The sequence below is a fragment of the Vibrio sp. Isolate32 genome (genome assembly GCF_022397955.1).
In the GTDB taxonomy this organism is placed as follows: Bacteria; Pseudomonadota; Gammaproteobacteria; order Enterobacterales; family Vibrionaceae; genus Vibrio.
This window is the reverse complement of sequence record NZ_JAKEUQ010000002.1, coordinates 167,635-192,366: the sequence shown is the minus strand read 5'-3', so window position 1 is coordinate 192,366 and position 24,732 is coordinate 167,635. Positions and strand designations below refer to the sequence as shown.

General features: G+C 44.3%; 25 protein-coding genes. 11 read left to right on the top strand and 14 right to left on the bottom strand.

The annotated features are described in order from the left end of the window. The first annotated feature begins 30 nt into the window (after window positions 1-30). Window positions 31-993 (top strand): D-2-hydroxyacid dehydrogenase, encoded by a 963-nt coding sequence (locus L1D11_RS02375; protein WP_239834323.1) that lies wholly within the window; start codon window positions 31-33, stop codon window positions 991-993. An 84-nt stretch (window positions 994-1,077) separates the two neighbouring features. Here the strand turns inward: L1D11_RS02375 and L1D11_RS02370 are convergent, their stop codons facing one another. The 4 genes from L1D11_RS02370 to argR form a co-directional block, all read right to left on the bottom strand. Next, entirely contained in the window at window positions 1,078-1,515 is a 438-nt protein-coding gene (locus tag L1D11_RS02370) for a universal stress protein (protein ID WP_239834322.1), read from the bottom strand. A 104-nt stretch (window positions 1,516-1,619) separates the two neighbouring features. Further along, window positions 1,620-4,199, bottom strand: coding sequence for a TRAP transporter permease (locus L1D11_RS02365; RefSeq protein WP_239834321.1), 2,580 nt, complete (start codon window positions 4,197-4,199; stop codon window positions 1,620-1,622). A 254-nt stretch (window positions 4,200-4,453) separates the two neighbouring features. Next, window positions 4,454-5,422 carry a TAXI family TRAP transporter solute-binding subunit gene (locus L1D11_RS02360; RefSeq protein ID WP_008220541.1) on the bottom strand — a complete coding sequence of 323 codons (969 nt, stop codon included), beginning with the start codon at window positions 5,420-5,422 and terminating at the stop codon, window positions 4,454-4,456. A gap of 343 nt (window positions 5,423-5,765) precedes the next feature. Then, a complete protein-coding gene (gene argR / locus L1D11_RS02355) occupies window positions 5,766-6,236 on the bottom strand; it encodes a transcriptional regulator ArgR (protein WP_004740827.1) in 471 nt (156 codons plus the stop codon). Window positions 6,237-6,568: 332 nt separating this feature from the next. Here argR and mdh point away from each other — a divergent pair, with 332 nt between their 5' ends. Both mdh and L1D11_RS02345 read left to right on the top strand, forming a co-directional pair. After that, on the top strand, window positions 6,569-7,504 hold the full coding sequence (gene mdh / locus L1D11_RS02350; RefSeq protein WP_239834320.1) for a malate dehydrogenase: 936 nt from the start codon (window positions 6,569-6,571) through the stop codon (window positions 7,502-7,504). Between the two features lie 127 nt (window positions 7,505-7,631). After that, window positions 7,632-7,823, top strand: a complete 192-nt coding sequence (locus L1D11_RS02345; RefSeq protein WP_191907695.1) for a hypothetical protein — start codon at window positions 7,632-7,634, stop codon at window positions 7,821-7,823. A gap of 96 nt (window positions 7,824-7,919) precedes the next feature. Here the strand turns inward: L1D11_RS02345 and ispB are convergent, their stop codons facing one another. Continuing rightward, a complete protein-coding gene (ispB, locus tag L1D11_RS02340) occupies window positions 7,920-8,891 on the bottom strand; it encodes an octaprenyl diphosphate synthase (RefSeq protein WP_239834319.1) in 972 nt (323 codons plus the stop codon). A 267-nt stretch (window positions 8,892-9,158) separates the two neighbouring features. Between ispB and rplU the strand changes: the two genes are divergently transcribed. The 6 genes from rplU (at window position 9,159) to folA (ending at window position 13,069) form a co-directional block, all read left to right on the top strand. Beyond that, entirely contained in the window at window positions 9,159-9,470 is a 312-nt protein-coding gene (gene rplU, locus L1D11_RS02335) for a 50S ribosomal protein L21 (RefSeq protein ID WP_004740823.1), read from the top strand. 19 nt (window positions 9,471-9,489) lie between these two features. Continuing rightward, entirely contained in the window at window positions 9,490-9,747 is a 258-nt protein-coding gene (gene rpmA / locus L1D11_RS02330) for a 50S ribosomal protein L27 (RefSeq protein WP_004735905.1), read from the top strand. Between the two features lie 266 nt (window positions 9,748-10,013). Then, window positions 10,014-11,186: an Obg family GTPase CgtA gene (cgtA, locus tag L1D11_RS02325; RefSeq protein WP_239834719.1), complete on the top strand. Its 1,173-nt coding sequence runs from the start codon at window positions 10,014-10,016 to the stop codon at window positions 11,184-11,186. 123 nt (window positions 11,187-11,309) lie between these two features. Beyond that, complete coding sequence (locus L1D11_RS02320; RefSeq protein ID WP_239834720.1) at window positions 11,310-12,077, top strand: threonine/serine exporter ThrE family protein; 768 nt, start codon at window positions 11,310-11,312, stop codon at window positions 12,075-12,077. After that, complete coding sequence (locus L1D11_RS02315; RefSeq protein WP_239834721.1) at window positions 12,077-12,550, top strand: threonine/serine exporter family protein; 474 nt, start codon at window positions 12,077-12,079, stop codon at window positions 12,548-12,550. The genes L1D11_RS02320 and L1D11_RS02315 overlap by 1 nt, the downstream gene beginning before the upstream one ends. Before the next feature lie 39 nt (window positions 12,551-12,589). Next, entirely contained in the window at window positions 12,590-13,069 is a 480-nt protein-coding gene (folA, locus tag L1D11_RS02310; RefSeq protein WP_128162117.1) for a type 3 dihydrofolate reductase, read from the top strand. A gap of 147 nt (window positions 13,070-13,216) precedes the next feature. Here the strand turns inward: folA and apaH are convergent, their stop codons facing one another. From apaH to lptD, 6 genes are all read right to left on the bottom strand, one after another. Further along, a complete protein-coding gene (apaH, locus tag L1D11_RS02305; RefSeq protein WP_239834722.1) occupies window positions 13,217-14,020 on the bottom strand; it encodes a bis(5'-nucleosyl)-tetraphosphatase (symmetrical) ApaH in 804 nt (267 codons plus the stop codon). Between the two features lie 27 nt (window positions 14,021-14,047). Beyond that, window positions 14,048-14,428 (bottom strand): Co2+/Mg2+ efflux protein ApaG, encoded by a 381-nt coding sequence (gene apaG, locus L1D11_RS02300; protein WP_004740817.1) that lies wholly within the window; start codon window positions 14,426-14,428, stop codon window positions 14,048-14,050. Between the two features lie 88 nt (window positions 14,429-14,516). Continuing rightward, complete coding sequence (gene rsmA, locus L1D11_RS02295; protein WP_239833673.1) at window positions 14,517-15,332, bottom strand: 16S rRNA (adenine(1518)-N(6)/adenine(1519)-N(6))-dimethyltransferase RsmA; 816 nt, start codon at window positions 15,330-15,332, stop codon at window positions 14,517-14,519. Beyond that, window positions 15,329-16,318 carry a 4-hydroxythreonine-4-phosphate dehydrogenase PdxA gene (gene pdxA / locus L1D11_RS02290; RefSeq protein WP_239833672.1) on the bottom strand — a complete coding sequence of 330 codons (990 nt, stop codon included), beginning with the start codon at window positions 16,316-16,318 and terminating at the stop codon, window positions 15,329-15,331. Before pdxA ends, rsmA begins: the two co-directional genes overlap by 4 nt. Next, on the bottom strand, window positions 16,308-17,603 hold the full coding sequence (surA, locus tag L1D11_RS02285; RefSeq protein WP_239833671.1) for a peptidylprolyl isomerase SurA: 1,296 nt from the start codon (window positions 17,601-17,603) through the stop codon (window positions 16,308-16,310). Before surA ends, pdxA begins: the two co-directional genes overlap by 11 nt. A 43-nt stretch (window positions 17,604-17,646) precedes the next feature. Then, window positions 17,647-19,980 (bottom strand): LPS assembly protein LptD, encoded by a 2,334-nt coding sequence (gene lptD, locus L1D11_RS02280; RefSeq protein WP_239833670.1) that lies wholly within the window; start codon window positions 19,978-19,980, stop codon window positions 17,647-17,649. 149 nt (window positions 19,981-20,129) lie between these two features. Here lptD and djlA point away from each other — a divergent pair, with 149 nt between their 5' ends. Beyond that, a complete protein-coding gene (gene djlA, locus L1D11_RS02275; protein WP_239833669.1) occupies window positions 20,130-20,984 on the top strand; it encodes a co-chaperone DjlA in 855 nt (284 codons plus the stop codon). Window positions 20,985-21,042: 58 nt separating this feature from the next. Then, on the top strand, window positions 21,043-21,588 hold the full coding sequence (locus L1D11_RS02270; protein ID WP_239833668.1) for a DUF924 family protein: 546 nt from the start codon (window positions 21,043-21,045) through the stop codon (window positions 21,586-21,588). 97 nt (window positions 21,589-21,685) lie between these two features. On the opposite strand, the gene L1D11_RS02265 is transcribed toward L1D11_RS02270, so the two are convergent. The 3 genes from L1D11_RS02265 to leuC form a co-directional block, all read right to left on the bottom strand. Beyond that, window positions 21,686-22,468, bottom strand: coding sequence for a DUF547 domain-containing protein (locus L1D11_RS02265; protein WP_239833667.1), 783 nt, complete (start codon window positions 22,466-22,468; stop codon window positions 21,686-21,688). A 175-nt stretch (window positions 22,469-22,643) separates the two neighbouring features. After that, window positions 22,644-23,246 (bottom strand): 3-isopropylmalate dehydratase small subunit, encoded by a 603-nt coding sequence (leuD, locus tag L1D11_RS02260; protein WP_102424499.1) that lies wholly within the window; start codon window positions 23,244-23,246, stop codon window positions 22,644-22,646. 14 nt (window positions 23,247-23,260) lie between these two features. Further along, window positions 23,261-24,673 (bottom strand): 3-isopropylmalate dehydratase large subunit, encoded by a 1,413-nt coding sequence (gene leuC / locus L1D11_RS02255; protein ID WP_239833666.1) that lies wholly within the window; start codon window positions 24,671-24,673, stop codon window positions 23,261-23,263. Window positions 24,674-24,732: the final 59 nt, after the last annotated feature.

Here is a 24,732-nt window from a genome sequence, read left to right as displayed (position 1 = left end):
CTGATTCATAGATTTAACCAAGGAAGAAGAATGCCAACGTTGAAAGTCGTGTTTCTTGATAGAGCGACCATCCCGTCTCAAATTCATTTAAAACCTCTGAGCTTTGAGCATGATTGGGTGGAGTACGATTTCACGGCTCCTGAGCAAGTGTCGGAGCGAGTTGAAGAAGCTGATGTGGTGATCACTAACAAGGTGGTGCTCAATAAGTCGAACCTAGCTGGTACTAAAAAACTCAAGTTGATCGCGGTTTCGGCGACCGGAGTCAACAATGTCGATGTGGAATACTGCAAATCTAAAAACATTGCAGTGACAAACGTACAAGGATACGCGACTCAATCGGTTCCTGAACATGTCATCGCAATGCTATTCACTCTTAAACGAAACCTTATTGGTTATCATAAAGACATTGAGGCGGGTGAGTGGCAAAAGGACAAGCAGTTCTGCTTCTTTACTCATCCTATTCAAGATGTGGCTGGCAGTACATTGGGTTTAATGGGCAGTGGCAGTTTAGGCCAAGCAACCGCAATATTAGCCAAAGCAATTGGTATGAAAGTTATTTTTGCTGAGCGAAAAGGGGCGGGTTCTTGTCGAGAAGGTTATCTGCCTTTTGATACGGTATTACAGCAAGCGGATGCGATCAGCCTACATTGTCCTTTGACTGATGCGACCCAAAATCTGATTTCAGAGCGAGAGCTCGCAATGATGAAATCGAGCGCGGTATTAATTAATGCTGGGCGTGGAGGTCTAGTAGATGAACAGGCCTTGGTAGGAGCTTTGAAGAACAATCAAATCGCTGGAGCGGGTATGGATGTGTTTACTCAAGAGCCTGCTGACAACTCAAATCCACTGTTGACTAACAGTCATTTGCCAAACTTACTACTCACACCTCATGTGGCGTGGGGCAGTGACAGCTCTATTCAAAAACTGTCTGATATCTTAATGGATAATATTGATGGCTTTATCGCTGGTCGTCCGCAAAACATAGTGAGTTGATTCTAAAGCTATGTAGCATGAGTTAAAAACAAAAAAGGTTGGCTTGTAGGTCAACCTTTTTAGATTGTGTGTTGATTAAATGACTTAACCTTGCGGCTTAACCACCAATACATTGATTGGTGAGTTCTGTACTACTTTGCTTGCAACCGAGCCAAGTACCACTTTGTCGATTTTCGAACGCTTATGGCTAGGCATCACGATAAGGTCAGCGCCAAGCTTTTCTGCGTAATCAAGAATCGTCGCGTAGGTTTTACCCTCAGCAACATGAACTTTGTAAACTACTTCATCGTCGATGTGATTGTCGGCGAACTCTTTCAGCTGATTTTTAACATCTAGCTTCATTTGGTTCGCTGCATCTTTCGGGAAGTAAGACGCCACCATCGACATGTGAATGCCAGGTAGTACGTTCAGAATATGGATTTCAGCATTGCTGTGTTTTGCGTGCCATACCGCCAGTTCGACTGCCTTATCAGAAAAGCCTTTGTCATTAAGATCAACAGGAACAAGGATTTGTTTATACATGTATTCGTCTCTTTTTAATCAGTGCTAAGTTCTCACTTAGCACTGCAGTTATCCTTTCCATGTAATAAAGCCAAATAGCGTTAAGCACTACTTAGCTTTATCCATTACGCGCTAATCTCATCCTTACGAGCACGTCTTCTTTGATTCATCGCTAAACCAATCAAAATGATCAGAGCTGGTAAGAATACCCACTCTTTCATTGGTCTATCTGCATCTTGGATAACGGATTTGATTTCCCAATCGAAATCAATACCAGCTGCTTCTGCAGGGCTACCAAACTCAACCATATCAACAATCATCTTGCCTTCAGATTCAGTCAGCATTAGACCCATAGAGGCAATACGATCTTCACTTGAGGTCGCAGAATCTTCAAACGGCAGGCGAACAGTCTTTTCAGAATAGTCACCTTCTAAGTTTTCGCCACCCACTCTTAGTTCAAGTGATTGTCCCACATCCAGCTTTTCTGTGATTTGAGCAATCTCAACTCCAGGTGAAAGAACTTTCTCTGGGTAAATCATGTCCCACCAGAAGCCAGGGCGGAAGAAAGTGAAGGTCAATGCAATCAACAGAACCGTTTCCCACCATTTGTTCTTAGTGAACCACCAACCTTGGGTTGCAGCTGCGAAGATAAGTACCGCTATTACAGATGAGAAGATAGTCAGTGCTAAGTGCCACCAAGAATCAATACCCATCAGCAGTAGCTGAGTATTGAAGATGAACATGAACGGCAAGATTGCGGTACGGATATCGTAGGTGAAACCTTGGATACCAGTGCGAATCGGGTCTGATTTCGCAATTGCCGCTGCAGCAAAGGCCGCAAGACCTACCGGAGGGGTATCATCCGCAAGAATACCGAAGTAGAACACGAATAAGTGCACCGCAATCAATGGGATGATAAGACCGTGTGCTGCACCTAGGGTCACAATTACTGGTGCCATCAATGTCGATACAACGATGTAGTTTGCTGTGGTCGGCAAGCCCATACCTAGGATCAAGCTGATTACCGCAGTGAAGAGCAGCATAAGGATGATGCTACCGCCTGAGATAAACTCAACGAAGTCAGTCATTACAAGACCGATACCCGTCAGCGTCACCACACCGACAACCGTACCTGCAGCTGCTGTCGCGACACCGATACCGATCATGTTACGCGCGCCTGAAACTAAGCTCTCTGCTAGGTCAACGAAACCAGCTTTGGTTTGTTCTGCAAGATCGTCTGATTTGTTCATTAGAGTCATCAGAGGACGCTGGGTGATCAAGATGAAGATCATGAACACTGTTGCCCAGAAGGCAGATAAACCAGGTGAGAAACGTTCAACCGTCAAACACCAAACTAGCACTACGATAGGCAGTAGGAAGTGTAAACCTGATTTAATAGTTGGACCAGGATCTGGAACTTCCTTTAGATCCGCATCGATCTCCAAACCGCCTTCAGCTGCGTATTTTGCTGATACGCGAACCAGAGCAACATAAGCGATTAATAGCGCCACAGTAACGATTGGTGTTGCTGCTTCGCCAAATACATCTTTGGTCCAACCCACACCGTAGTATACCGCGGCACTGATAACACATAGACCCAAAATGGTCGCAGTGAAAGACAGTAGGCTTTGTACAATAGTTGGTGTGTGACGACGAGGTAGGCCAGTCATACCTGCTTTACATGCTTCTAGGTGAACAATGTAAATCAGAGCAATGTAAGATATCAGAGCTGGCAATAGGGCTGCTTTGATTACTTCTACATACGAGATACCCACATATTCCACCATTAGGAATGCGGCAGCACCCATGATAGGTGGCGTAAGCTGACCGTTGGTTGAAGCCGCAACTTCTACCGCACCGGCTTTTGTGCCAGGGAAGCCAACACGCTTCATCAGTGGAATGGTGAAGGTACCAGTGGTTACTACGTTAGCGATTGATGAGCCTGATACCAGGCCAGATAAGCCAGAAGCCACAACGGCAGCTTTTGCAGGGCCGCCTTTCATGTGGCCAAGCAGAGAGAATGCGACCTTGATGAAGTAAGCACCTGCACCCGCGCGCTCAAGCATTGCACCAAACAGTACAAACAAGAATACGAATGACGTTGATACGCCAAGAGCTACACCGAATACACCCTCAGTTGTTAGCCACAGGTGCGACATCGCCTTGTTCAGGCTCGCACCTTTGTGGGCGATAACGTCTGGCATGTGTGGGCCACCAAAGGTGTAAAGTAGGAATACTGCTGCCACAACCATAAGAGGTGGACCTAAAGCGCGTCGTGTTGCCTCAAGCAGTAGAATCATACCGAATACGGCAGCAACAATATCGAATGTTGTTGGAGCACCAGAACGGCCAGCAAGTTCGGTGTAGAAAATGTAGATATAAGAAGCTGAAAAACTACCAACAAGCGCTAATACCCAGTCGACTGCCGGGATATAGTTCCGCGGCGAGTTCTTCATAGCTGGATAAGCGGTAAATGCTAGGAAAATAGCAAAGGTAAGGTGAATTGCTCGAGCTTCGGTATCGTTTAAAATTGCGAAGTTAAAAATGAACGGCAGCGGAGATGCATACCAAAGTTGGAACAGTGACCAACATAGAGGCACAAACCATAAAATACGGCCTTGGATACCGCGAGGGCTACGCGCACCAGTGTCTGATTGTGCCACCATTTCTTGCACATCTGGAGACGGTGATGTTGTCTGCGTCATGTACTTTATCCTTATTATTGATGGTCTGCCTTTCTTACGAACAACGAGACGTTATTTCTTGCCTATCTAGTGTAGTTAATGGATAGAGAAATGCGTTTTTTGTTCGTCTTTGTCTTAGGCTTGATACGAAGGTAAGTTCGCCAAATTGGAGAAACTTAAAGGTTTGCTCTTTTCACTTAAGTTATTTTTATAAAACGTGAAAAGCCAATAAGGAGGACCAGCCTCCTTATTGGTGTAGTAGGCTTAAACTAGAACTACTTTAGAAGGCCCACTTCTTTGTAGTATTTTTCTGCACCTGGGTGAAGAGGGATAGAGATACCCGCTTTAACCATGTCTTCTTTTTTCAGGTTAGCAAATGCTGGGTGTAGGCGTTTGAAAGTGTCAAAGTTTTCAAATACTGCCTTAGCAACGTTGTATGCTACTTCATCAGAAACGTCTGAAGTAGTTACCATAGTTGCAGCAACACCGAAACTGTTTACGTCAGCGTCTGTACCACGGTACATTCCAGCAGGAACTGTGCTGTATGCGTAGTATGGGTTTTCAGCTACGATCTTGTCGATCTGTGGACCTGTTGCTGAAACCAGTTTTGCGTCACAAGACGTTGTTGCTTCTTTGATTGATCCGTTCGGGTGACCAACCATGTAGATGAATGCGTCAATCTTGTTATCACAAAGTGCTTGTGAACGCTCAGAACCTTTAAGTTCAGAAGCAAGCTTGAAGCTGTCGTTAGTCCAACCCATCGCGTCCATTACAACACCCATAGTTGCACGGTCACCTGAGCCTGGGTTACCAATGTTTACACGCTTACCAGCTAGGTCTGCAACATTGTTAATACCAGCATCGGTACGAGCGATGATGTTGAACGGTTCTGTGTGTAGAGAGAACATAGCGCGTAGTTTTTTGTACTCGCCCTGATCTTTGAACTTACTTGTACCGTTGTAGCCATGGTACTGCCAGTCAGACTGAACAACACCGAAATCTAGTTCACCAGCACGGATGGTGTTAACGTTGTAGATTGAACCACCAGTAGACTCTACAGAACAACGAATGTTGTGGTCTTTGCGGCCCTTGTTCACTAGCTTACAAATCGCACCACCAGTTGGGTAGTAAACCCCCGTTACTGAACCAGTACCAATCGTGATGAACTCTTGAGCGTTAACAGCGCCAGCGCCCATTACAGCAGCTGCAATAGCACCAACTTTGATAAGTTTGGTAAATGCCATGAATTTTCCTTCCTTTATTCATTATTAACCCAGAAACAAGTGTAGCTGTTTCTGGAGTTTCCTATTTGGAAACGGCACCTTTTTCAATCCATGTGATGAAAAAGTGTCTGAATAATATCAAAAATTGGCAGAAAATTACTCGAATGTTAAAAGATATAGCTAAAAAATCTAACAAATGATGCCTAGATCTTGTGCTTGGTTTGCTACTGACTTTTTTAAAATCAACGGTTTAGTGTTGTTGGGTAGAGAGAGGGGGAGATATTCTAGGATGTGATTTGGATCACGAAGTCAATAGGTGTTCGCGATCCATTTACATGGCTGATAATTATGAAACTATGAGCAATTATCCAGCGTATTCAAACAGTTCACAGACTGAATCAAATAGCTGTTTAGTCGTAACTGAAAGGGTTGGAGTGATAAAGATAGTGTCGTCACCTGCGACTACGCCCAGTATGCCTTCTGACTTACCTAGTGAGTCTAGCAAGCGAGCGATCAGTTGAGCAGCGCCAGGGCCTGTGTGTATCACAACTAATGCATTGTTGTGGTCAATATCTAAAACAAGTTCTCTCAAAGAGCTTGAAACCGTTGGAACACCCAGTTCAGCAGGAAGGCAGTAAACCATCTCCATTTTAGCGTTACGAGTTCGAACCGCGCCAAACTTGGTTAACATACGCGAGACTTTAGACTGGTTGATGCTTTCAAAGCCTTCATGCTTAAGGGCATCAACAATTTCGCCTTGTGAACCAAAACGTTCTTCTTTTAACAGCGCTTTAAAAGCACGAACCAAGTTGTCTTGTTTTTCTGTATTGCGCATATGTCATTCTTATTCATTAACAAAGATGTTTGCATATTCTCGCATACATATTCAATTTTAGCCAAAACAACCCGGTAATTTGTTAGTCATATCACTGTAAATATTTAATGGAATAATGTGTTATTTGCGACGACTTATTTTGTTATTTCAGTCGATTATCGCCATAATGCGAACTTGCTGTGTAGCACGGTTTTACTGACTTGCGCGAAGTCGCAAAGCTGGCGTTAATTGATTGTAATCACTTTGTGATTAATATAGTTTTTTAACTTTAATTTAGCTCAAGAATTACCCTACCAAGAATTTATAAGAGAAAGCTCTCAAGGAGAATAACAATGAAAGTAGCTGTTATTGGTGCCGCTGGTGGCATCGGTCAAGCCCTAGCCCTACTACTTAAGAATCGCCTACCTGCTGGTTCAGATCTTGCACTTTACGATATCGCACCGGTAACTCCGGGTGTTGCTGCCGATCTTAGCCACATCCCAACACCTGTTTCGATCAAAGGTTACGCGGGTGAAGATCCAACACCTGCACTAGAAGGTGCGGATGTTGTACTTATCTCTGCGGGCGTTGCTCGTAAGCCTGGTATGGATCGTGCGGATCTTTTCAATGTGAACGCTGGCATTGTTAAGTCTCTTGCAGAGAAGATTGCAGTTGTATGTCCAAAAGCTTGTGTTGGTATCATTACTAACCCTGTAAACACGACTGTGCCAATCGCTGCTGAAGTTCTTAAGAAAGCGGGCGTATACGACAAGCGTCGTCTATTTGGTGTGACGACTCTAGATGTGATTCGTTCTGAAACTTTTGTTGCTGAGCTGAAAGAAAAAGATCCAGGCGATATTCGCGTTCCTGTTATCGGTGGTCACTCTGGTGTGACTATTCTTCCTCTTCTTTCTCAAGTTGAGGGCGTAGAGTTCACTGATGAAGAAATCGCTGCACTAACGACTCGTATCCAAAATGCAGGTACTGAAGTTGTAGAAGCTAAAGCGGGCGGCGGTAGTGCAACGCTATCTATGGGTCAAGCAGCTTGTCGTTTCGGTCTTGCTCTAGTGAAAGCACTACAAGGTGAAGAGAACGTAATCGAGTGTGCATACGTTGAAGGTGAAGGCGAGCACGCTCCATTCTTCGCTCAACCAGTTAAACTGGGTAAAGAGGGTGCAGAAGCTATCCTAAGCTACGGTGAATTGAGCGATTTCGAACGTAATGCTCTAGACAGCATGCTTGAAACGCTAAATGGCGATATCGAGATTGGTGTTGAATTCGCTAAGTAAGCGAGACACGACTCATTTAGCCAAATAGATATAATAAAAGCCGACCTTATAGGTCGGCTTTTTTGATCTTTTCATCTCAATGTGCGTATTAGAGTCAGTGTAAATTCACTTTGTGAAGGAAAAGATGATGGAAGCAAATCGAATCCGTAAAGGTCTAGTAGTAGAGTGTCAGCAAGGGGTGGGAACGATCTTGGTAGTTGACCAAGAAGCCGAAACGGTGTTGTTGGCTAAGCAGGGCTCGGAAGAGCAATTGGCGGTAAGCTTTGATGAGATCGAAGATAACCCTCAACTTCACGGAAGTTGTGATCAGTATTATTAGGTTGAACATGCATCCACTCAGCTATCGACCAATAACAGATAACAAAAAGGAAGAGCCCAGCTCTTCCTTTTTACTCTAGGGTCTTTGTATTCAGCCTTAGCTAGTTCGCTTCACGGCAAGATGCGCAAGAGTCGTCAGAGCTTGCTTATATTCCGAGTCTGGCAGTACTGAAAGCTCAGCAATCGCTTTGTCAGCTTCTTCGTATGCTTTTTTGGTGGTGTAATCTAACGAGCCTGTCTCTTCCATAGCGGCTAGAATCTCGTTGAGCTTATCCATACCGTTGGCTTTTTCAATTGCCTCACGAATCATGCTTGCTTGCTCAGGAGAGCCATTGTGCATTGCATATAGAAGCGGCAAGGTCGGTTTGCCTTCTGCTAGGTCGTCACCAACGTTCTTACCCATCTCTTTGCCATCTGCGGTGTAATCCATCACATCATCAATCAGCTGGAATGCAGTACCTAGGTATTTACCGTAGTTTTGCATTGCCGTTTCGATCTCTGGTGACGACTCAGTCAGAATTGCGCCAATTTGAGTTGCGGCTTCAAACAAGCGAGCTGTCTTGGAGTAGATAACCTGCATGTAGCTTTCTTCAGTGGTGTCTGGGTTGTTGCAGTTCATTAATTGTTGAACTTCACCCTCAGCAATCACGTTTACCGCTTCACTCATTAACTCGAGGATCTTTAAAGATCCTAGCGTAGTCATCATTTGGAATGAGCGTGTGTAAATAAAGTCACCAACCAAAACACTGGCAGCATTACCAAAGGCTGCATTGGCGGTTGCTTTACCACGTCTCATGTCTGATTCGTCGACAACATCGTCATGAAGCAGAGTCGCAGTATGAATAAACTCAATAAAGGCTGCAGAGGTAATATGTGCTTCGCCTTGGTAGCCAAGAGCGCGAGCAGATAAAAGAGCAAGCAAAGGGCGCAGGCGTTTACCACCGCCGCTAACGATATAAAAACCAAGCTGGTTGATTAAACTTACGTCAGAATTAAGTTGGGCTTGAATTGTTTCATTCACTTTTGCCATATCATTGGCAGTAAGCGTTTGGATAGCTTTAAAATCCATTGTTCATCCGGCTGAAGTTAGACCCTGTAAGGTTTATACGTTGTATTAATTGTTGAATAATACACTAAAAAACGTTGATTAATACATCGCTTAAGGGCATGATTGCCGCACTTTTCTTTGGCGAACAGGTTTTCGCCAATTTTTTAAAAATATGGCTTGTCATAGCGCCATGATTCCCGTAGAATCTGCGCCCTATTGATTAGTTTAGCGCACACCCGAGTTGTACAAATAACAACCATAGGCTGTGCGGAAAAAGCGGAGTAAAATATGTACGCTGTTTTCCAATCTGGTGGCAAACAACACCGAGTAAGCGAAGGTCAAACTCTTCGTTTAGAGAAATTAGACGTTGAAACTGGTGCAACTGTAGAATTTGATAAAGTTCTTCTTGTTGCTAACGGCGAAGAAATCGCTGTTGGTGCACCTCTTGTTGAAGGTGGTAAGGTTACTGCGGAAGTAGTACAACACGGTCGTGGCGATAAAGTAAAAATCGTTAAGTTCCGTCGTCGTAAGCACTCTCGTAAGCAAGCTGGTCACCGTCAGTGGTTCACAGAAGTGAAAATCACTGGCATTAACGCTTAAGTATTAGGAGAGTTTAACAATGGCACATAAAAAAGCTGGCGGTTCTACTAATAACGGCCGCGATTCAGAAAGCAAACGTCTTGGTGTTAAGCGTTTCGGTGGCGAATCTGTTCTTGCAGGTAACATCATCGTACGTCAACGTGGTACTAAGTTCCACGCTGGCACAAACGTTGGCATCGGTAAAGACCACACTCTTTTCGCTCTTACTGAAGGTAAAGTGAAATTTGCTGTTAAAGGTCCTAAAAACCGTAAATTCGTAAGCATCGAAGCTGAGTAATTTAATCTTTAATTAGATTATATTTATAGCTTTAAAGCTGAATTCAAAAGCCCTGCCGATTCGGCAGGGTTTTTTATTTATAACGAGAATAAAAAAGTAGACGCTCTTGTTTAAGCTTTAACAAGTTCCAAGCAAAGAACCTCTCCTTATTTGTTCCTTGGTTGCAGGTCGGCCTAGATCTTAGGTGATCGATCTAAACTCGGATCTGCTAGAATTTATATCACTCCTTGATGAGTGGTAACGCAACGTAAGTGCGGAGTTAGAAAATGAAATTCGTTGATGAAGCGGTAGTAAAAATAGAAGCCGGTGATGGCGGTAATGGTACAGTGAGCTTTTGGCGCGAAAAATTCGTCGCTAAAGGTGGCCCTGACGGCGGTGACGGCGGTGACGGTGGTGATGTTTACATCCAAGCGGATGAGAACTTGAATACACTGATCGATTATCGTTTCCAACGCTTTTACAACGCAGAGCGTGGTGAGAACGGTCGCGGTGGTAACTGTACGGGTAAACGTGGTAAAGACATTACACTGAAAGTACCTGTAGGTACTCGCGCTGTTGATATCCATACAAATGAAATCGTTGCCGAAGTTGCTGAGCACGGCAAGAAGGTAATGGTTGGTAAAGGCGGCTGGCACGGTCTTGGTAACACGCGTTTTAAATCGTCTGTTAACCGTGCTCCTCGTCAAAAGACAATGGGTACTAAAGGTGAAGTTCGTGAACTGCGTTTAGAGCTTCTTCTACTCGCTGACGTTGGTATGCTTGGCTTACCAAATGCTGGTAAATCTACCTTTATCCGCTCTGTTTCTGCAGCTAAACCAAAAGTAGCTGATTACCCGTTCACAACCTTGATTCCAAGTTTGGGTGTGGTGAGCGTGGTTCCTGAGAAGAGCTTTGTTGTTGCTGATATCCCGGGTCTGATCGAAGGTGCCGCTGACGGTGCTGGCCTTGGCATCCGCTTCTTGAAACACCTTGAGCGTTGTCGTGTGCTTCTGCACATGATCGATATCATGCCGATCGATGGTTCTGATCCTATTCAGAATGCACTAACGATCATTGATGAGCTTGAGCAGTACAGTGAAAAAGTGGCACAAAAACCTCGCTGGTTAGTGTTCAATAAAGTTGACCTAATGCCGGAAGAAGAAGCTGACGAAAAGATTCAAGACATCATCGATGCTTTAGGCTGGGAAGATGAGTACTTCAAGATCTCTGCAGTGAACAAGATGGGCACTAAAGATCTTTGCTTCAAGCTTGGTGAGTTCATGGAGAACCTACCACGTGAAGTAGAAGAAGTTGCAGAAGAAGAAAAAGTCGACTTTATGTGGGATGACTACCATAAAGATGCGATGAGCGGCAAAAATGTCGTTACTGAAGATGATGACGACTGGGATGATTGGGATGACGAAGAAGATGACGGTCATGTTATCTATGTTCGTGACTAATTGAGCCCATTAGATAAAAACCGCAATTAATATTGCGGTTTTTTTGTATCTAAATCATGAACAGAGTTTTATTGTTAAGGCAAAATTCACCTCTTAAGTATTAACGCTAATGGGAAGGAAATCATGGCATCAAAACAAAGAGCGATCTCAAGACTTGTCGCTCAGTCAGGGCAAATGTTATTAGCGCACGGCGCGGAAAGCACACTGGTTGGGGACATTATGCGCCGTATTGGTATTGCTTGTGGAGTTGATGAGGTTGAGGTTGCGTTGTCTGCCAATGCGCTTGTTGTGACAACAGTAATGAATGATCATTGTATTACTACCACTCGAAGCTGCGCTGACCGTGGTATCAACATGCAAGTGATCACCGATATTCAGCGTGTCTGTATCATGATGGAGAAAGGGATCCTTGATTATGGATTAGCGTATAAAAAGATCCAAAATATCAGTCCTGAGCGTTATAACCGCTGGTTAGTGGTTGTGATGATAGGGTTGTCGTGCGCCTCTTTTAGCCGTCTTGCGGGCGGAGATTGGCAGGTATTCATGATGACTTTTATTGCTTCAGCCTGCGGCATGATCGTTAGACAAGAGATTGGCTATCGTCATTTCAATCCTTTATTAAACTTTGCAATCACCGCATTCGTTACCACTACCATCTCTGCTCAAGCTGTTCTCTATAATATTGGTGGTCAGCCAACCATCGTAATGGCTTCATCAGTATTGATGCTCGTACCTGGTTTTCCACTGATTAATTCTGTTGCAGATATGCTCAAAGGGCACATCAATATGGGGTTGGCTCGCTTTACCATGGCAAGCTTACTTACTTTGGCGACTAGCTTAGGCATTGTTGCTGCGATGAGTCTATGTGGTGTTTGGGGGTGGGCGAGCTAATGAGTACCTTCGAACTTTTTTTAGGCTTACTCAACGATATGTTTTTCGCAGCGATTCCGGCTGTCGGATTCGCATTGGTGTTTAACGTTCCGCAACGCGCTTTAATTTATTGTGCACTCGGCGGATCTATCGGTCACGGTAGCCGTTATTTGATGATGCACTTTGGGATTCCAATTGAATGGGCAACCTTCTTCGCCGCAACTGTGGTTGGCATGATTGGTGTGCATTGGTCGCATAAACTGTTGGCGCACCCTAAGGTATTTACTGTGGCGTCTTTGATTCCTATGGTTCCGGGTGTCTTTGCCTTTAAAGCAATGATTGCCATGGTTGAGATTAATGGGGCAGGGTATAGCCCCGAACTGCTAGAGATGTTGATGGAGAACTTTTTGAAATCGATGTTCATTATTGCAGGGCTAGCGGTTGGCTTAGCTGTACCAGGGCTGTTATTCTACCGGCGCAGACCCATCGTCTAGTATCAACTTTCTCTCAGTTAAGAACAGGACTTTCGATTTATGATCATCAGTATGATTGCAGCAATGGCCAATAACCGTGTAATAGGTAAAGATAATCAGATGCCTTGGCACTTGCCTGCGGACTTCGCATGGTTCAAACGCTCAACGATGGGGAAGCCTGTAGTCATGGGGCGTAAAACCTATGATTCGATCGGGCGCCCTTTACCTGGTCGATTAAACATTGTGATCAGCCGAGATGCGAACTTGGAAATTGAAGGTGTGACAACGGTTACCTCAATTGAAAAAGCTCTGGAGTTAGTCAGCGATGTTGAAGAGGTGATGATCATCGGTGGTGGTTCAATCTATGAAAGCTGCCTACCTAAAGCTGACAAGCTATACCTGACTTATATCGATTTTGACGTTGATGGTGATACTCAATTCCCAGATTGGGGAGAAGGTTGGAAGCAGAGCTTTAGCGATACGTATCAAGCGGATGAGAAAAACAAACACAATATGGAGTTTGTGATTCTCGAGCGCTAACTATGCTGAAAATAGTTCGGCTCTGAAGAATGCTTGCGTTACCGTCCCAGCTAGCGCAAGCTTCTCGTATCTCGTATCTCGTATCTCGTATCTCGTATCTCGTATCTCGTATCTCGTATCTCGTATCTCGTATCTCGTATCTCGTTCTTATAGCGCTTTTTGAGTAAAAAACTGTTTGTCTTCCCAGCGAAGTGCTGTCAGCTCTCCTCCCCAAACACATCCAGTATCTAGTCCTATTACATCTTTACCTTGATAGCCTTCAAGTGCAGCCCAGTGGCCAAAAACAACCGTTTTATCGAGCTTAATACGCTGTGGAAGGTCAAACCATGGCACTAATGGTTCATTAGTAATTTCGCTCGGTGGTAGCTTACATGCCATATCAAGCCGAGCATCGGTAAAGCAGAAACGCATTCGGGTAAAGCTGTTGATCGCATAGCGATACCGTTCAATATCGTGTAAATTAACGTCCCATACATCCGGTGTATTGCTATACATATTCTCGATGAGCCACTGCCACTTGTCCGATTGTAATAGGGCGACGACTTCTTGATTCTCTATGCGAGCTCGTTCAAGGTTCCACTGTGGTGAAATTCCAGCATGAGATATCACGAACTCAGGGTGTTCTTGAATTAACGGCTGCTTCCTCAACCATTCGAGTAGCGACTCACGGTCCTCTGCGTCTAGGATAGCTTGCGTCTTATCTTTCGGTTTTGCTGGAAACAACCCTAGAGAGACCGCGAGCAGGTGTAGGTCATGGTTGCCCAATACCACCTTTGCCGAATCGCCTAAACCACGAATAAAGCGCAGTGTTTCTAGAGATTTAGGGCCTCGGGCAACTAAGTCACCAGCGACCCATAAGGTATCTTGTTGTGGATTAAAGTTGATGGTCTCGAGTAATAACTGAAGTTCGTCGAAGCATCCTTGGATGTCTCCGACAATATAATTAGACACAGTATTTTCCTATGGCTGCAAAGGTAGTTAGTTAAGGATGTTAGGAATCGCGAGTCTGAATGGGTCGACTTCGGCAATAAAATCGATGCCCTTATGATCGGTCATGACATAGTGACCCTGCATGACGCCTACGGGCGTTTCGATAACGGTACCACTGGTGTAAGTGTATTCGTCGTTGGACTCGATAATCGGTTGCTGACCAACCACACCGTCGCCTTCAATCGTAAGTTGCTTGCCGTTAGAGTCGGTAATTAACCAGCGACGTGACATGAGTTGAACCGTACTTTTACTCAGGTTTTTAATAGTAATGATGTAGGCGAAGACGTAACGATTCTTTGTAGGCTCAGACTGCTCCTCTATGTACTTAGAGTGAACCTGGCATTTGATACAAGGCGTAGATATATCCATATTCGCACCTTTTGTTGTTGATATACTTAATGTAATTAAAGTATTACATAAAAAAGGCTCCTAACCGAAGTGTAGGAGCCTTTTTTATTTATTTGTCAGCGTTGTGGCTGTCGTACAACCAGTTTGCCATGTCGACAAACTGCTCGAGCGTTAAGTTCTCAGGACGCATGCTTGGGTTGATGCCAAGCTCTTCTAGTACGTCCTTATCAATCAAACTCTTGTAGCAGTTACGAACTGTCTTACGACGTTGGTTAAAGCCTTCACGACATACGCGATCTAGCCATTTTAGGTCTTTAGCCGGGTAAGGCAGCACTTCATATGGTTGCAGGCGAACGACTGCAGAGTCTACTTTCGGTGGCGGAACGAAGGCCGTTGGTGGCACTTCTAGCACGGGTGTTACTTTACAGTAGTATTGAGCCATTACCGTCAGACGACCATATGCTTTGCTACCAGGACCTGCAGCTAGGCGGTTCACCACTTCTTTTTGCAGCATAAAGTGCATGTCTTGCACGTCTTTATGGAATTCAAAAAGGTGGAACATCAATGGTGTAGAGATGTTGTATGGCAAGTTACCAAAGATACGAAGCTTATTGTTTGGCTTAACAAGTTGCTCGAAGTCGAACTTCATCGCATCACCTTCGTGGATCGTCAGCTTATCAGCGAGATCCGGGTGGTTACGAAGACGTTCTGCAAGGTCTCTATCTAATTCGATAACAGTAAACTTATCGACAAGCTTACCCACTGGCTCAGTAATTGCGCCTAGACCAGGACCGATCTCTACCAAGTTTTGACCTGGTAATGGGTTAATGCTCGATACGATGCCATCAATAATGTATGGATCGTTAAGGAAGTTTTGACCAAAACGTTTACGCGCTTTGTGCCCTAAGTGGACATCATTTCTCATTGCTTTTTCTCTACTAATTCAATGGCGTGCGTGAGCGCTGTTCTAAAGCTCCCTGTATCGGCTTGGCCTTTCCCTGCCAAGTCTAAGGCGGTACCGTGGTCGACTGATGTGCGAATAAACGGTAAGCCAAGCGTGATGTTCACTGAGCGACCAAACCCTTTGTATTTCAATACCGGGAGTACTTGGTCGTGATACATACCTAAAACAGCATCTGCATCTTGCAAATATTTTTCATTAAAGATGGTGTCTGCTGGCAATGGGCCAACTAAATTGATGCCATCTTTTTGGCGAATTTTTTCTAGCGTTGGGGTGATGGTTTCAATTTCTTCACGCCCTAAGCAACCATCTTCACCAGCATGTGGATTCAAGCCACACACGTAGATAGTTGGTTTCTCAATAGCAAATTTTTCAACCAAGTCTTTATTCAGAATAGCAATAATTTGCTCTAATCTGTCTTCGGTCACTGCTTGAGATACATAAGCTAGTGGGATGTGCGTTGTTACTAGCGCAACACGTAGCCCTTCAGTTGCCAACATCATCACTACCAGTGGTGTATTGGACTTCTCTGCAAAGAACTCTGTATGGCCGCTAAAAGCAACGCCAGCTCGGTTAATTACACCCTTATGAACAGGGCCGGTGACAATAGCATCAAATTCATCATTCATACAGCCAATTGCTGCGGTTTCTAAAGTATTTAATACGTAATGACCGTTAGCCTCGTTGAGTTGGCCTGCAACTGCCGTTTCAGCGAGTGGAATGTGTTTTACTATCAGTGTGCCAGCGCGTTGCGGCTGCTTTGGTGCAGCTGCGTCGTAATCTAACAACTCTACTTCAATACCCAGCAGTTCAGCACGCTCTGCAAGTAGGTTCTTATCTGCACAAACAACAAGTTGGTGAGGCCAGCTTTCTTGAGAGAGAGCTAGAGTTAGATCTGGTCCTATCCCGGCGGGTTCACCTGCGGTTATGACAATACGTTTAGTTGTCATCTTGGTCGTCCTCAACCATTTCAACAAAGGCACTTGCTCTTACTTCTTGTAGCCAAGCGCCAGCTTCTTCGTTGAATTTACGGTTAAATAGAATTTGGTAAGCCTTGTTTTTCAAAGCGGAATCAGTACGGTCGACTTCACGGCGGTCTAGTACTTCAACAATGTGCCAACCGTGCACGGTTTTAAATGGCGCACTGATCTTACCTTCAGGTAGTGTTTCTACTTGGTGCTTGAACTCAGGTACATACAAATCTGGCGTTTGGTAACCTAACTCACCGTCTTGTACTGCAGAACCTGGGTCTTGGCTGTATTGTTGAGCAAGGTCACCAAAGCTCGCTTCACCAGCGTTAACACGACGTGTGATCTCTTCAAGTTGCTCCTTGGCGCCATCATCACTCAGGATGACCGTCGGCTTAATTAGGATGTGACGTGCGTTAACTTCTGTAACGGCAACTGTCTCTAAGCCTTTCACATCTTCAATTTTCAGAATATGGAAACCAACGCCGCTTCGGAAAGGGCCGATGATGCTGCCTTTATTTTGCATTTTGATTTGGTCAGCGAAAATGGTTGGCATCTCTTCTTTACGCATCCAACCCCAATCGCCACCTTGTAGTGCTTTAGGACCCTTAGAGTAAGTATATGCCATGGTGCTGAAATCTTTGCCTGAGTTCAGCTCTTCGACAAGTTCTTTAGCTTGGGTTTCTAGTTCTTCTTTAGTTTGGTCATCATTGAAGCGAAGTTGAATGTGTCCAATCTTGTATTGAACGGTTGCGTTAGTCTCTTGCGCTAAGATATCCGTTAGGTTGTCTACTTCTGCAGGAAGAATGTTGATACGACGGCGAACGAGAGCATTACGCGCTTCACTTGCCGCGATCTCTTTTCTTACTTGCTCACGAAATGCGTTGTAGCTAAGACCTTCTTCAGCAACCGATGCCGTAAGTTGATCCACCGTTTGGTTGTTGTCTTTCGCGATACCTTCAATTGCTTGATCAAGTCGAGCATCATCAATACGAACGCCAATACGCTCCGCTTCTTGAGTTTGAATAGTATCGATGATCAGTTTTTCAAGCACTTGCTCATTGAGCACATCTTGCGATGGCAGTGTTTGACCGCTTTTCTTAGCATTTGCGCGCAGCGTCTTCATCGAAGCGTCGATGTCGCTTTGTAAGATAACGCCTTCGTTAACGATAACTTTTACACTGTCTAGCTCGACCGGTGCGGCATAGCTTGTTGATAAAGTACAAGCTGCTGCAATGGCAATTAATGTGCGTTTCCACAATGTCATGTGTAATCCTTTAAATTTACTGATCTCTTATCAGCAAAGAAAATTAGTTGTTTAAGAAGAATGGGCGACCGTAGCTTAGCGAGTTGTCGGAGCTGCTATCCCCAATAGCGCCAGAGTCAGAACCAATGTTGGTACCAAAGCCTACAATACCGAAGTTCACACTGAAGTTATTTTCATATTCAGGCGTAGTATTTGGATTACTAATGTTATTTGTCAAACGGTTACTATAGGTAAAGCCGATGTACCAACAATCCGATCTGTAGTTTAAACGAGTTAACCACTCTAGATCTTCTTGTGTTGTTAAGTCATAGAAATATTGAGCACTGGTGCTCCATTTCGGTGAAATTTGGTAGGCACCTAGTAAACCTGCTTGTGAAATACCATCTCTTGTTATGGATGACACGTCAAAATCTACCGTTTCATTAATGTACTCTTCGGTCACATAACGATAGTTAGTTTGTATATAACCACCAGTGAAACGATACTCTAATGTACTGTTTGCTAATTGCATCGAAGATGAGTCAATATCGTATTGCACGCCACCATGGTAGAACAGGTAGTCATCATAGTTGAAGTCCATTTCAATAGCCCAAGACGAATAATTAGTTTTTTTGTCAGAGTCGTCGTTGCCTAAAGTCTGCTTGGTATCTTTGTCGATATAAAAAATTTGGCCAAATGAAATATTCAAACGTTCTTTATATTCATCATCAAAGAAGCGAGACGAGGCGCCATAGCTGATTTGGTTTGCTGAAGCAATGCGGTCTACGCCACTGTATTTACGACTTCTAAATAAGCCGTAATAATCTGTTTGTAACAGCGTAGTGTCGTACAGGCCAATATCACTTTGATCTTGCTCTGGTACATACAAATACTGAACCTGTGGTTCGAGTGTTTGAGTGTAGTTGCTAACGATAGTGGTATCACGCTCAAGAACGATACCGGCATGACTGCGAAATTCAGGGATAACTCGACTTACCGATTCTTCTAAATCTTTGTATTCGTCACTTGTTGTATCAACGCCATCAAGGTCTTGTTGGTAGTATGTACCAAGTAATCTTGCTTCTGTCGTCCATGTACCCCAAGTGTTTCCTATAGGTATAGTGATACCTGGTTCCACGTGGATACGGTTCGCTGATGGTTTGCCTTTGGCGTCGGTATCAAATATCGAAACATGACTGTTCATGTCGAAATCTAGATATTTCATCACCTCTGGCGCATAGTAGTTGTATTCTAACTGAGGCATTAGGCGATAAGGGAGGTTATTACTCGTTGTTAGGACTTGAAAGTCTCGGACAAGTACAGATGCATCCCAGTTGTGAGAACGGTAAGTCGCTTTGCCTTCCTGCAAAAGTTGGCCATCTTCACGGTTACCAATACTGCTTCCGCTAACGTCTGTGAAGTAATCGATATCACTGACTTTGGAGTAATCAATTTCAAATAACCAAGATTGCTGGAAGATGCCCGAGTGCTCCAATTGAGCGCCCCAGCGGTCACCTTTCTCTTTGAATTTCTTATCATCTGGTAGGTATTCAGACTTAATGCTACCTGAACCGAAATCACTCAAGTAACGGAATTTACTGTTAAGTTGCGTTCCACGTTCTTGCATGTACTTAAAAGTGGTTTCCAAGTCGTAGTTTGGTGCCAAGTTCCAATACACAGGAATTTCAGCTTCAAAGCCATCGCTTGAACCGTATGACACGGTTGGATATAGGAAACCTGTCTTACGAGTGTCACCAACTGGTACAGTTAAGTAAGGCAAGTAGAAGACGGGAACACTTTGAATTTCAAAACGTGGATTATAAAAAGTGGCTTGCTCTTCGTCTTGATCGACACTGATGCTTGATGCTCTTAAACGCCAAGCGTTATCACCAATAGGACAAGAGGTGATTGAGCCATCTTCGATCTCATAAACCGCTTTACCTGTTTTTGCGATATAAACGGCATCGCCACGCCCTGGTTCACATAGAAATTCGTAGTCGGTGTTTTCTAGTGTCATTTCATCAGTAGTCAGATTGTTAGTCGCTCTGTCTGATATTGATTTAATTTGACCGTCACTAAAGTTAACGTTGCCTTCAGCTACAACGATGTTTTCTTGTTGGTGAAGGGTTACATTATCAGCAAGGATGGTCTTGTTTCCTTGCGTAACTCTTACGTCACCTGAATATATTGCCTTGTCACCATTGATAGCCTCTAAGCGATCGGACTCAACATGAGCGGGTAGTTGAGTCTCGTTTTCTGCTGCGGGCTCGATCAAGCATTGATCTATAGAGGGCATTTCCTGCACACTACTATCGGTTATTGTTTCAGCTTGAGTTGTCGACACGTATAACGCCGTACTTATAGACGCGGCTAACAAGGTGCGGGAAAAAGATTGCATGAAGTTGAACTATCCTGTGTCACTAGATGAAGGGTTGATCTAGTATCAATCCAATAAATAAAGCATTTTCCTTATGATAAAGGAAATATTAGCATTCAGCATCATCAGACAGCATTACTCAGATAAAATTCATAGATAGAGAACACATAATGCAAATATTTGGCAAAATTTTGGGCGCTTTCTTTGGCTTTCTATTTGGAGGGCCACTTGGTTTAGTTTTTGGCCTATTTCTAGGGCATCAATTCGATAAAGCTCGCCGATTGAACCAATCTGGCTTTAATACCTCTGGTTTTGGGCGTGGGCCAAACCAAGCTGAAAGACAAAATGAGTTTTTCAAATCTGCATTTGCAGTTATGGGGCATGTTGCTAAAGCGAAAGGACAAGTGACCCGTGAAGAGATTCAGCTTGCTTCTACAATGATGGAGCGTATGAATCTTCATGGCGAGCAACGTAAAGCGGCGCAAGATGCTTTCCGTGACGGTAAAGAGACTGACTTCCCACTGAGTGATGTCCTTGAGCGTGTGAAAATCTCATCGGGTGGTCGTTTTGACCTTCTACAGTTCTTCCTCGAGCTACAAGTCTCTGCCGCATTTGCTGATGGAAGCTTGCATCCAAGTGAGCGTCAGGTCTTACATAAGATAGCGCAAGGTCTTGGGTTTTCTGCAGAACAGCTAGAGCGTCGTTTACAGATGCAAGAGGCGGCATTCCGTTTCCAACAACAGGGCGGAAGCTTCGGTGGTGGTCATCACCAAGGACAATCTTCAGGTTGGCAGCAGGCATCACAACAAAATCAATTAGCCGATGCGTTTAAGGTACTGGGAGTAAGTGAAAGTGCTGACGGTAAAGAGGTGAAGAAAGCTTACCGTAAACTGATGAATGAGCACCACCCAGATAAACTGATGGCGAAAGGTTTACCGCCAGAGATGATGAATGTTGCGAAAGAGAAATCGCAAGAAATTCAAAATGCTTATGACTTGATAAAAAAAGTTAAAGGTTTTAAATAACAGAACATAAGCCGAGTAATAACATCAAATTACTCGGCTTTTTATTAAAGGGAATTATATGGCAATAACTTATCAGGATGTTCTAGAGTTTTGGTTCGATGAATTGACGCCTAAAGATTGGTTTACTGGCGGTGCCGAGATTGACGCTGTGATTGAATCTCGTTTTTCTGAACTACATAAAATAGCCACTCAAGGCGAGTTATTTGAGTGGCGACAAACTGCGCAAGGGCGCTTGGCAGAGATTATCGTGCTTGATCAGTTTTCTCGAAATATTGGTAGAAACAGTCCGATAGCTTTTTCGGCTGATCCGATGGCGTTGGCTCTAGCGCAAGAGGCGGTAGCGGGTGGTTTTGATCACCAACTTAACGAGCAACAAAAAAGCTTCCTGTATATGCCTTATATGCACAGTGAGTCTTTGTTAGTCCATGAACAAGCCGTGGAGCTCTTTTCTCAAACGGGGTTAGAACATAATTTGGATTTTGAGTTTAAACACAAGGTTATCATTGAGCGTTTTGGTCGTTACCCTCATCGCAATGAAGTGCTAGGGCGAACTTCGACTCCCGAAGAAGTTGAGTTCTTGCAGCAACCGGGCTCAAGCTTTTAATTGTAGATATACGGTCAATAAATTGAGAAGAGGCTAGTGGTTGATAAACCCCTAGCCTCTTTTTGTTTTGCTTTAGTTATGAACTTTAGCGTTAGAGCTAGTTTGCTTGGTTGAGCGACCAGTCGTAGTCATAACTGATATTTTGAGTATTGGTTACTGCTTCTGTTCGATATTGGTCTAAGTGTTGAATGAGTTGTTCCTCTGTACCAAAATCCACAGCAAACCACTCGTAAATCGATGATAGCTGGAGTTTATTGCCTTTAACCAACACACCTTTGTCACTGTTAACAAACTCAGAGGCTGCTTGTTCTAGTAGAGTCTCGGTGTTGTTAGCGGTAAAGGCTTGGGGCTGAAGGTTTGGACAGCCGAGGCTCGCACAGTTTACCGCGTAGTGTGTTCGGGGATCTTGCCATATCGGTCTTAAGATACGGTGCTCAATATCGTTGAGTGTCAGTGATTTGCCATTAACTGATACGACATCATCTCCCCATGGCCCAAAGCTAAACAGACCGCCGAGCTTAGTGATCGATTTAACTGGATAGGCATCGAGAATCAAATCAACAGTCACGGCATTGTATAGGTTGACCCAGTAAGCGTATTGCCCTGCTTTTGAGTACTCAAGTGGGTTTATCTGCTCTAACTGCTTGATGTATTGCTTCAGCTTTGATTTATCTGTAGCGGTCACTGCTTGATAACGAACTAACGTATTTTGCCCCTGTTTGACCAAATAGCTATCGAGGAATTGCTGCCAGTTTTGATGAGAAACTTGTTCTGAGTTGACCTCATTACTTTGATTCCAGTACGGCCACAGTTCAGATTTCGGCGCTGACCAAGCTAAAGTTGAAAAAAATAGGCTGATAATAACGAGTAGTTGTTTCATGGCATTCTCCTGATAGCTTATTACTAAGACCCTATGCTTTACGATTTTCTTTCATGGCTCTTTAGTTAAATCACGAGCTTGATCAAATAAAGAAGTTAAGTTTAATAAAGATATTCAGCTAAATAAAAAAAGGTTGGCACTAGGCCAACCTTTAGAGTTATTCAGAAACGTCTCATTATTTTAGGAAGCTAGGAATCTTAGCTTCAAACTCAGAGATCTTATCAGCGTGTTGAAGTGTAAGGCCGATATTATCTAAACCATTCAGTAAGCAGTGACGACGGAATTCATCAATTTCAAACGAGTATTGTTTGCCATTTGCGCTCACTTTCATTGCTTCTAGATCAACTGTGACCTCTGCTCCTTCATTCGCTTCTACGAATTGGAAAATCTCATCCACTTCTTGCTCAGTCAATCGAACAGGAACCATTTGGTTGTTGATAGAGTTACCGTAGAAGATGTCTGCAAAGCTTGGTGCAATCATCACTTGGATGCCGTAATCAGCAAGTGCCCAAGGTGCGTGTTCGCGAGATGAACCACAACCAAAGTTTTCACGAGCAAGCAGGATTGAAGCACCTTGGTAGCGCGGAGCGTTCATCACAAATTCTGGGTTTGGTTGTTCGCCAGCATCGTCTAGGAAGCGCCAATCGTGGAATAAGTGCTTACCAAAACCAATGCGGTTCACTTTCTGTAGGAACTGCTTTGGAATGATCGCATCCGTATCGATGTTGGCCGTATCTAGAGGAACGACTAATCCGGTGTGTTGTTGAAAACCTGACATGTTAAATCCTCTAATTAAAGTTCACGAATATCGACAAAGTGACCAGCGATCGCTGCGGCTGCAGCCATTGCAGGGCTAACTAGGTGCGTACGACCATCACGGCCTTGGCGACCTTCAAAGTTACGGTTTGATGTAGAAGCACAGCGTTCTTGTGGGCCAAGGCGGTCGTTGTTCATTGCAAGGCACATAGAACAACCCGGTAGGCGCCACTCGAAACCAGCTTCTTTGAAGATAACATCTAGACCTTCCGCTTCTGCTTGTGCTTTTACTTGCTCAGAACCCGGAACGATGAGCGCTTGCACATGTTTTGCCACTTGGCGACCTTTCGCTACCGCTGCTGCTGCACGCATGTCTTCGATGCGAGAGTTAGTACAAGAACCCACAAACACTTTATCGACGTTGTATTCAGATAGAGATTTTCCTGCTTCAAGACCCATGTAAGCAAGCGCTTTTTCTGCTGATGCTTTTTCAACAGGGTCTGCGAAACTTTCTGGTGCAGGGATTGGTGTGTCTACCGAGATAACCTGGCCTGGGTTTGTTCCCCAAGTGACTTGTGGTTTGATGTCTGCCGCTTCTAGCGTGACAACTGCATCGAATTCTGCGTCAGCATCGGTTTTCAATGTGTTCCAGTATTCAATCGCTGCGTCTAAATCTTCACCCTCTGGAGAGAACTTACGACCTTTGATGTATTCGTATGTTGTTGCATCTGGGGCGATTAGGCCGGCTTTAGCGCCCAGCTCGATAGCCATGTTACATACCGTCATACGGCCTTCCATTGTAAGGTCAGTAATTGCCTCACCACAGAATTCAACGACGTAGCCAGTACCGCCAGCCGCTGTTGTTTTACCGATGATCGCTAGAACGATATCTTTTGCAGTGATGCCTGGAGCAACCTTGCCTTTTACTTCGATTTTCATGGTTTTAGCGCGAGCTTGTTTTAGCGTTTGAGTTGCTAGAACGTGCTCAACTTCTGAAGTACCGATACCGAATGCAAGAGAACCAAATGCACCGTGTGTTGCAGTGTGCGAGTCACCACAAACGATAGTCATACCTGGTAGGGTAATACCTAGTTCAGGACCCATCACGTGCACAATACCTTGGTATTTGTGGTTTAGGTCGTACAGCGTTACACCAAACTCTTCACAGTTTTTTGATAGCGTTTCCATTTGGATACGTGCCATCTCACCAGAAGCGTTGATGTCTTTAGTTTGTGTCGATACGTTGTGATCCATCGTCGCAAAAGTTTTGCCTACTTGGCGAACTTTACGGCCTTTTTCACGCAAACCATCAAAGGCTTGTGGCGACGTTACTTCGTGGACTAAGTGACGATCGATATAAAGAATTGGCGTTTCGCCCTTCGCTGCAACCGCAACGTGAGCGTCATAAACTTTTTCGTATAAGGTTTTGGCTTGCTGGTTTGTCGACATAGCTTTTCTTCCTTGGGAGCATCAGTCCCAGTGTTTGTTTCTCGCCAGGTCAGGCGCTT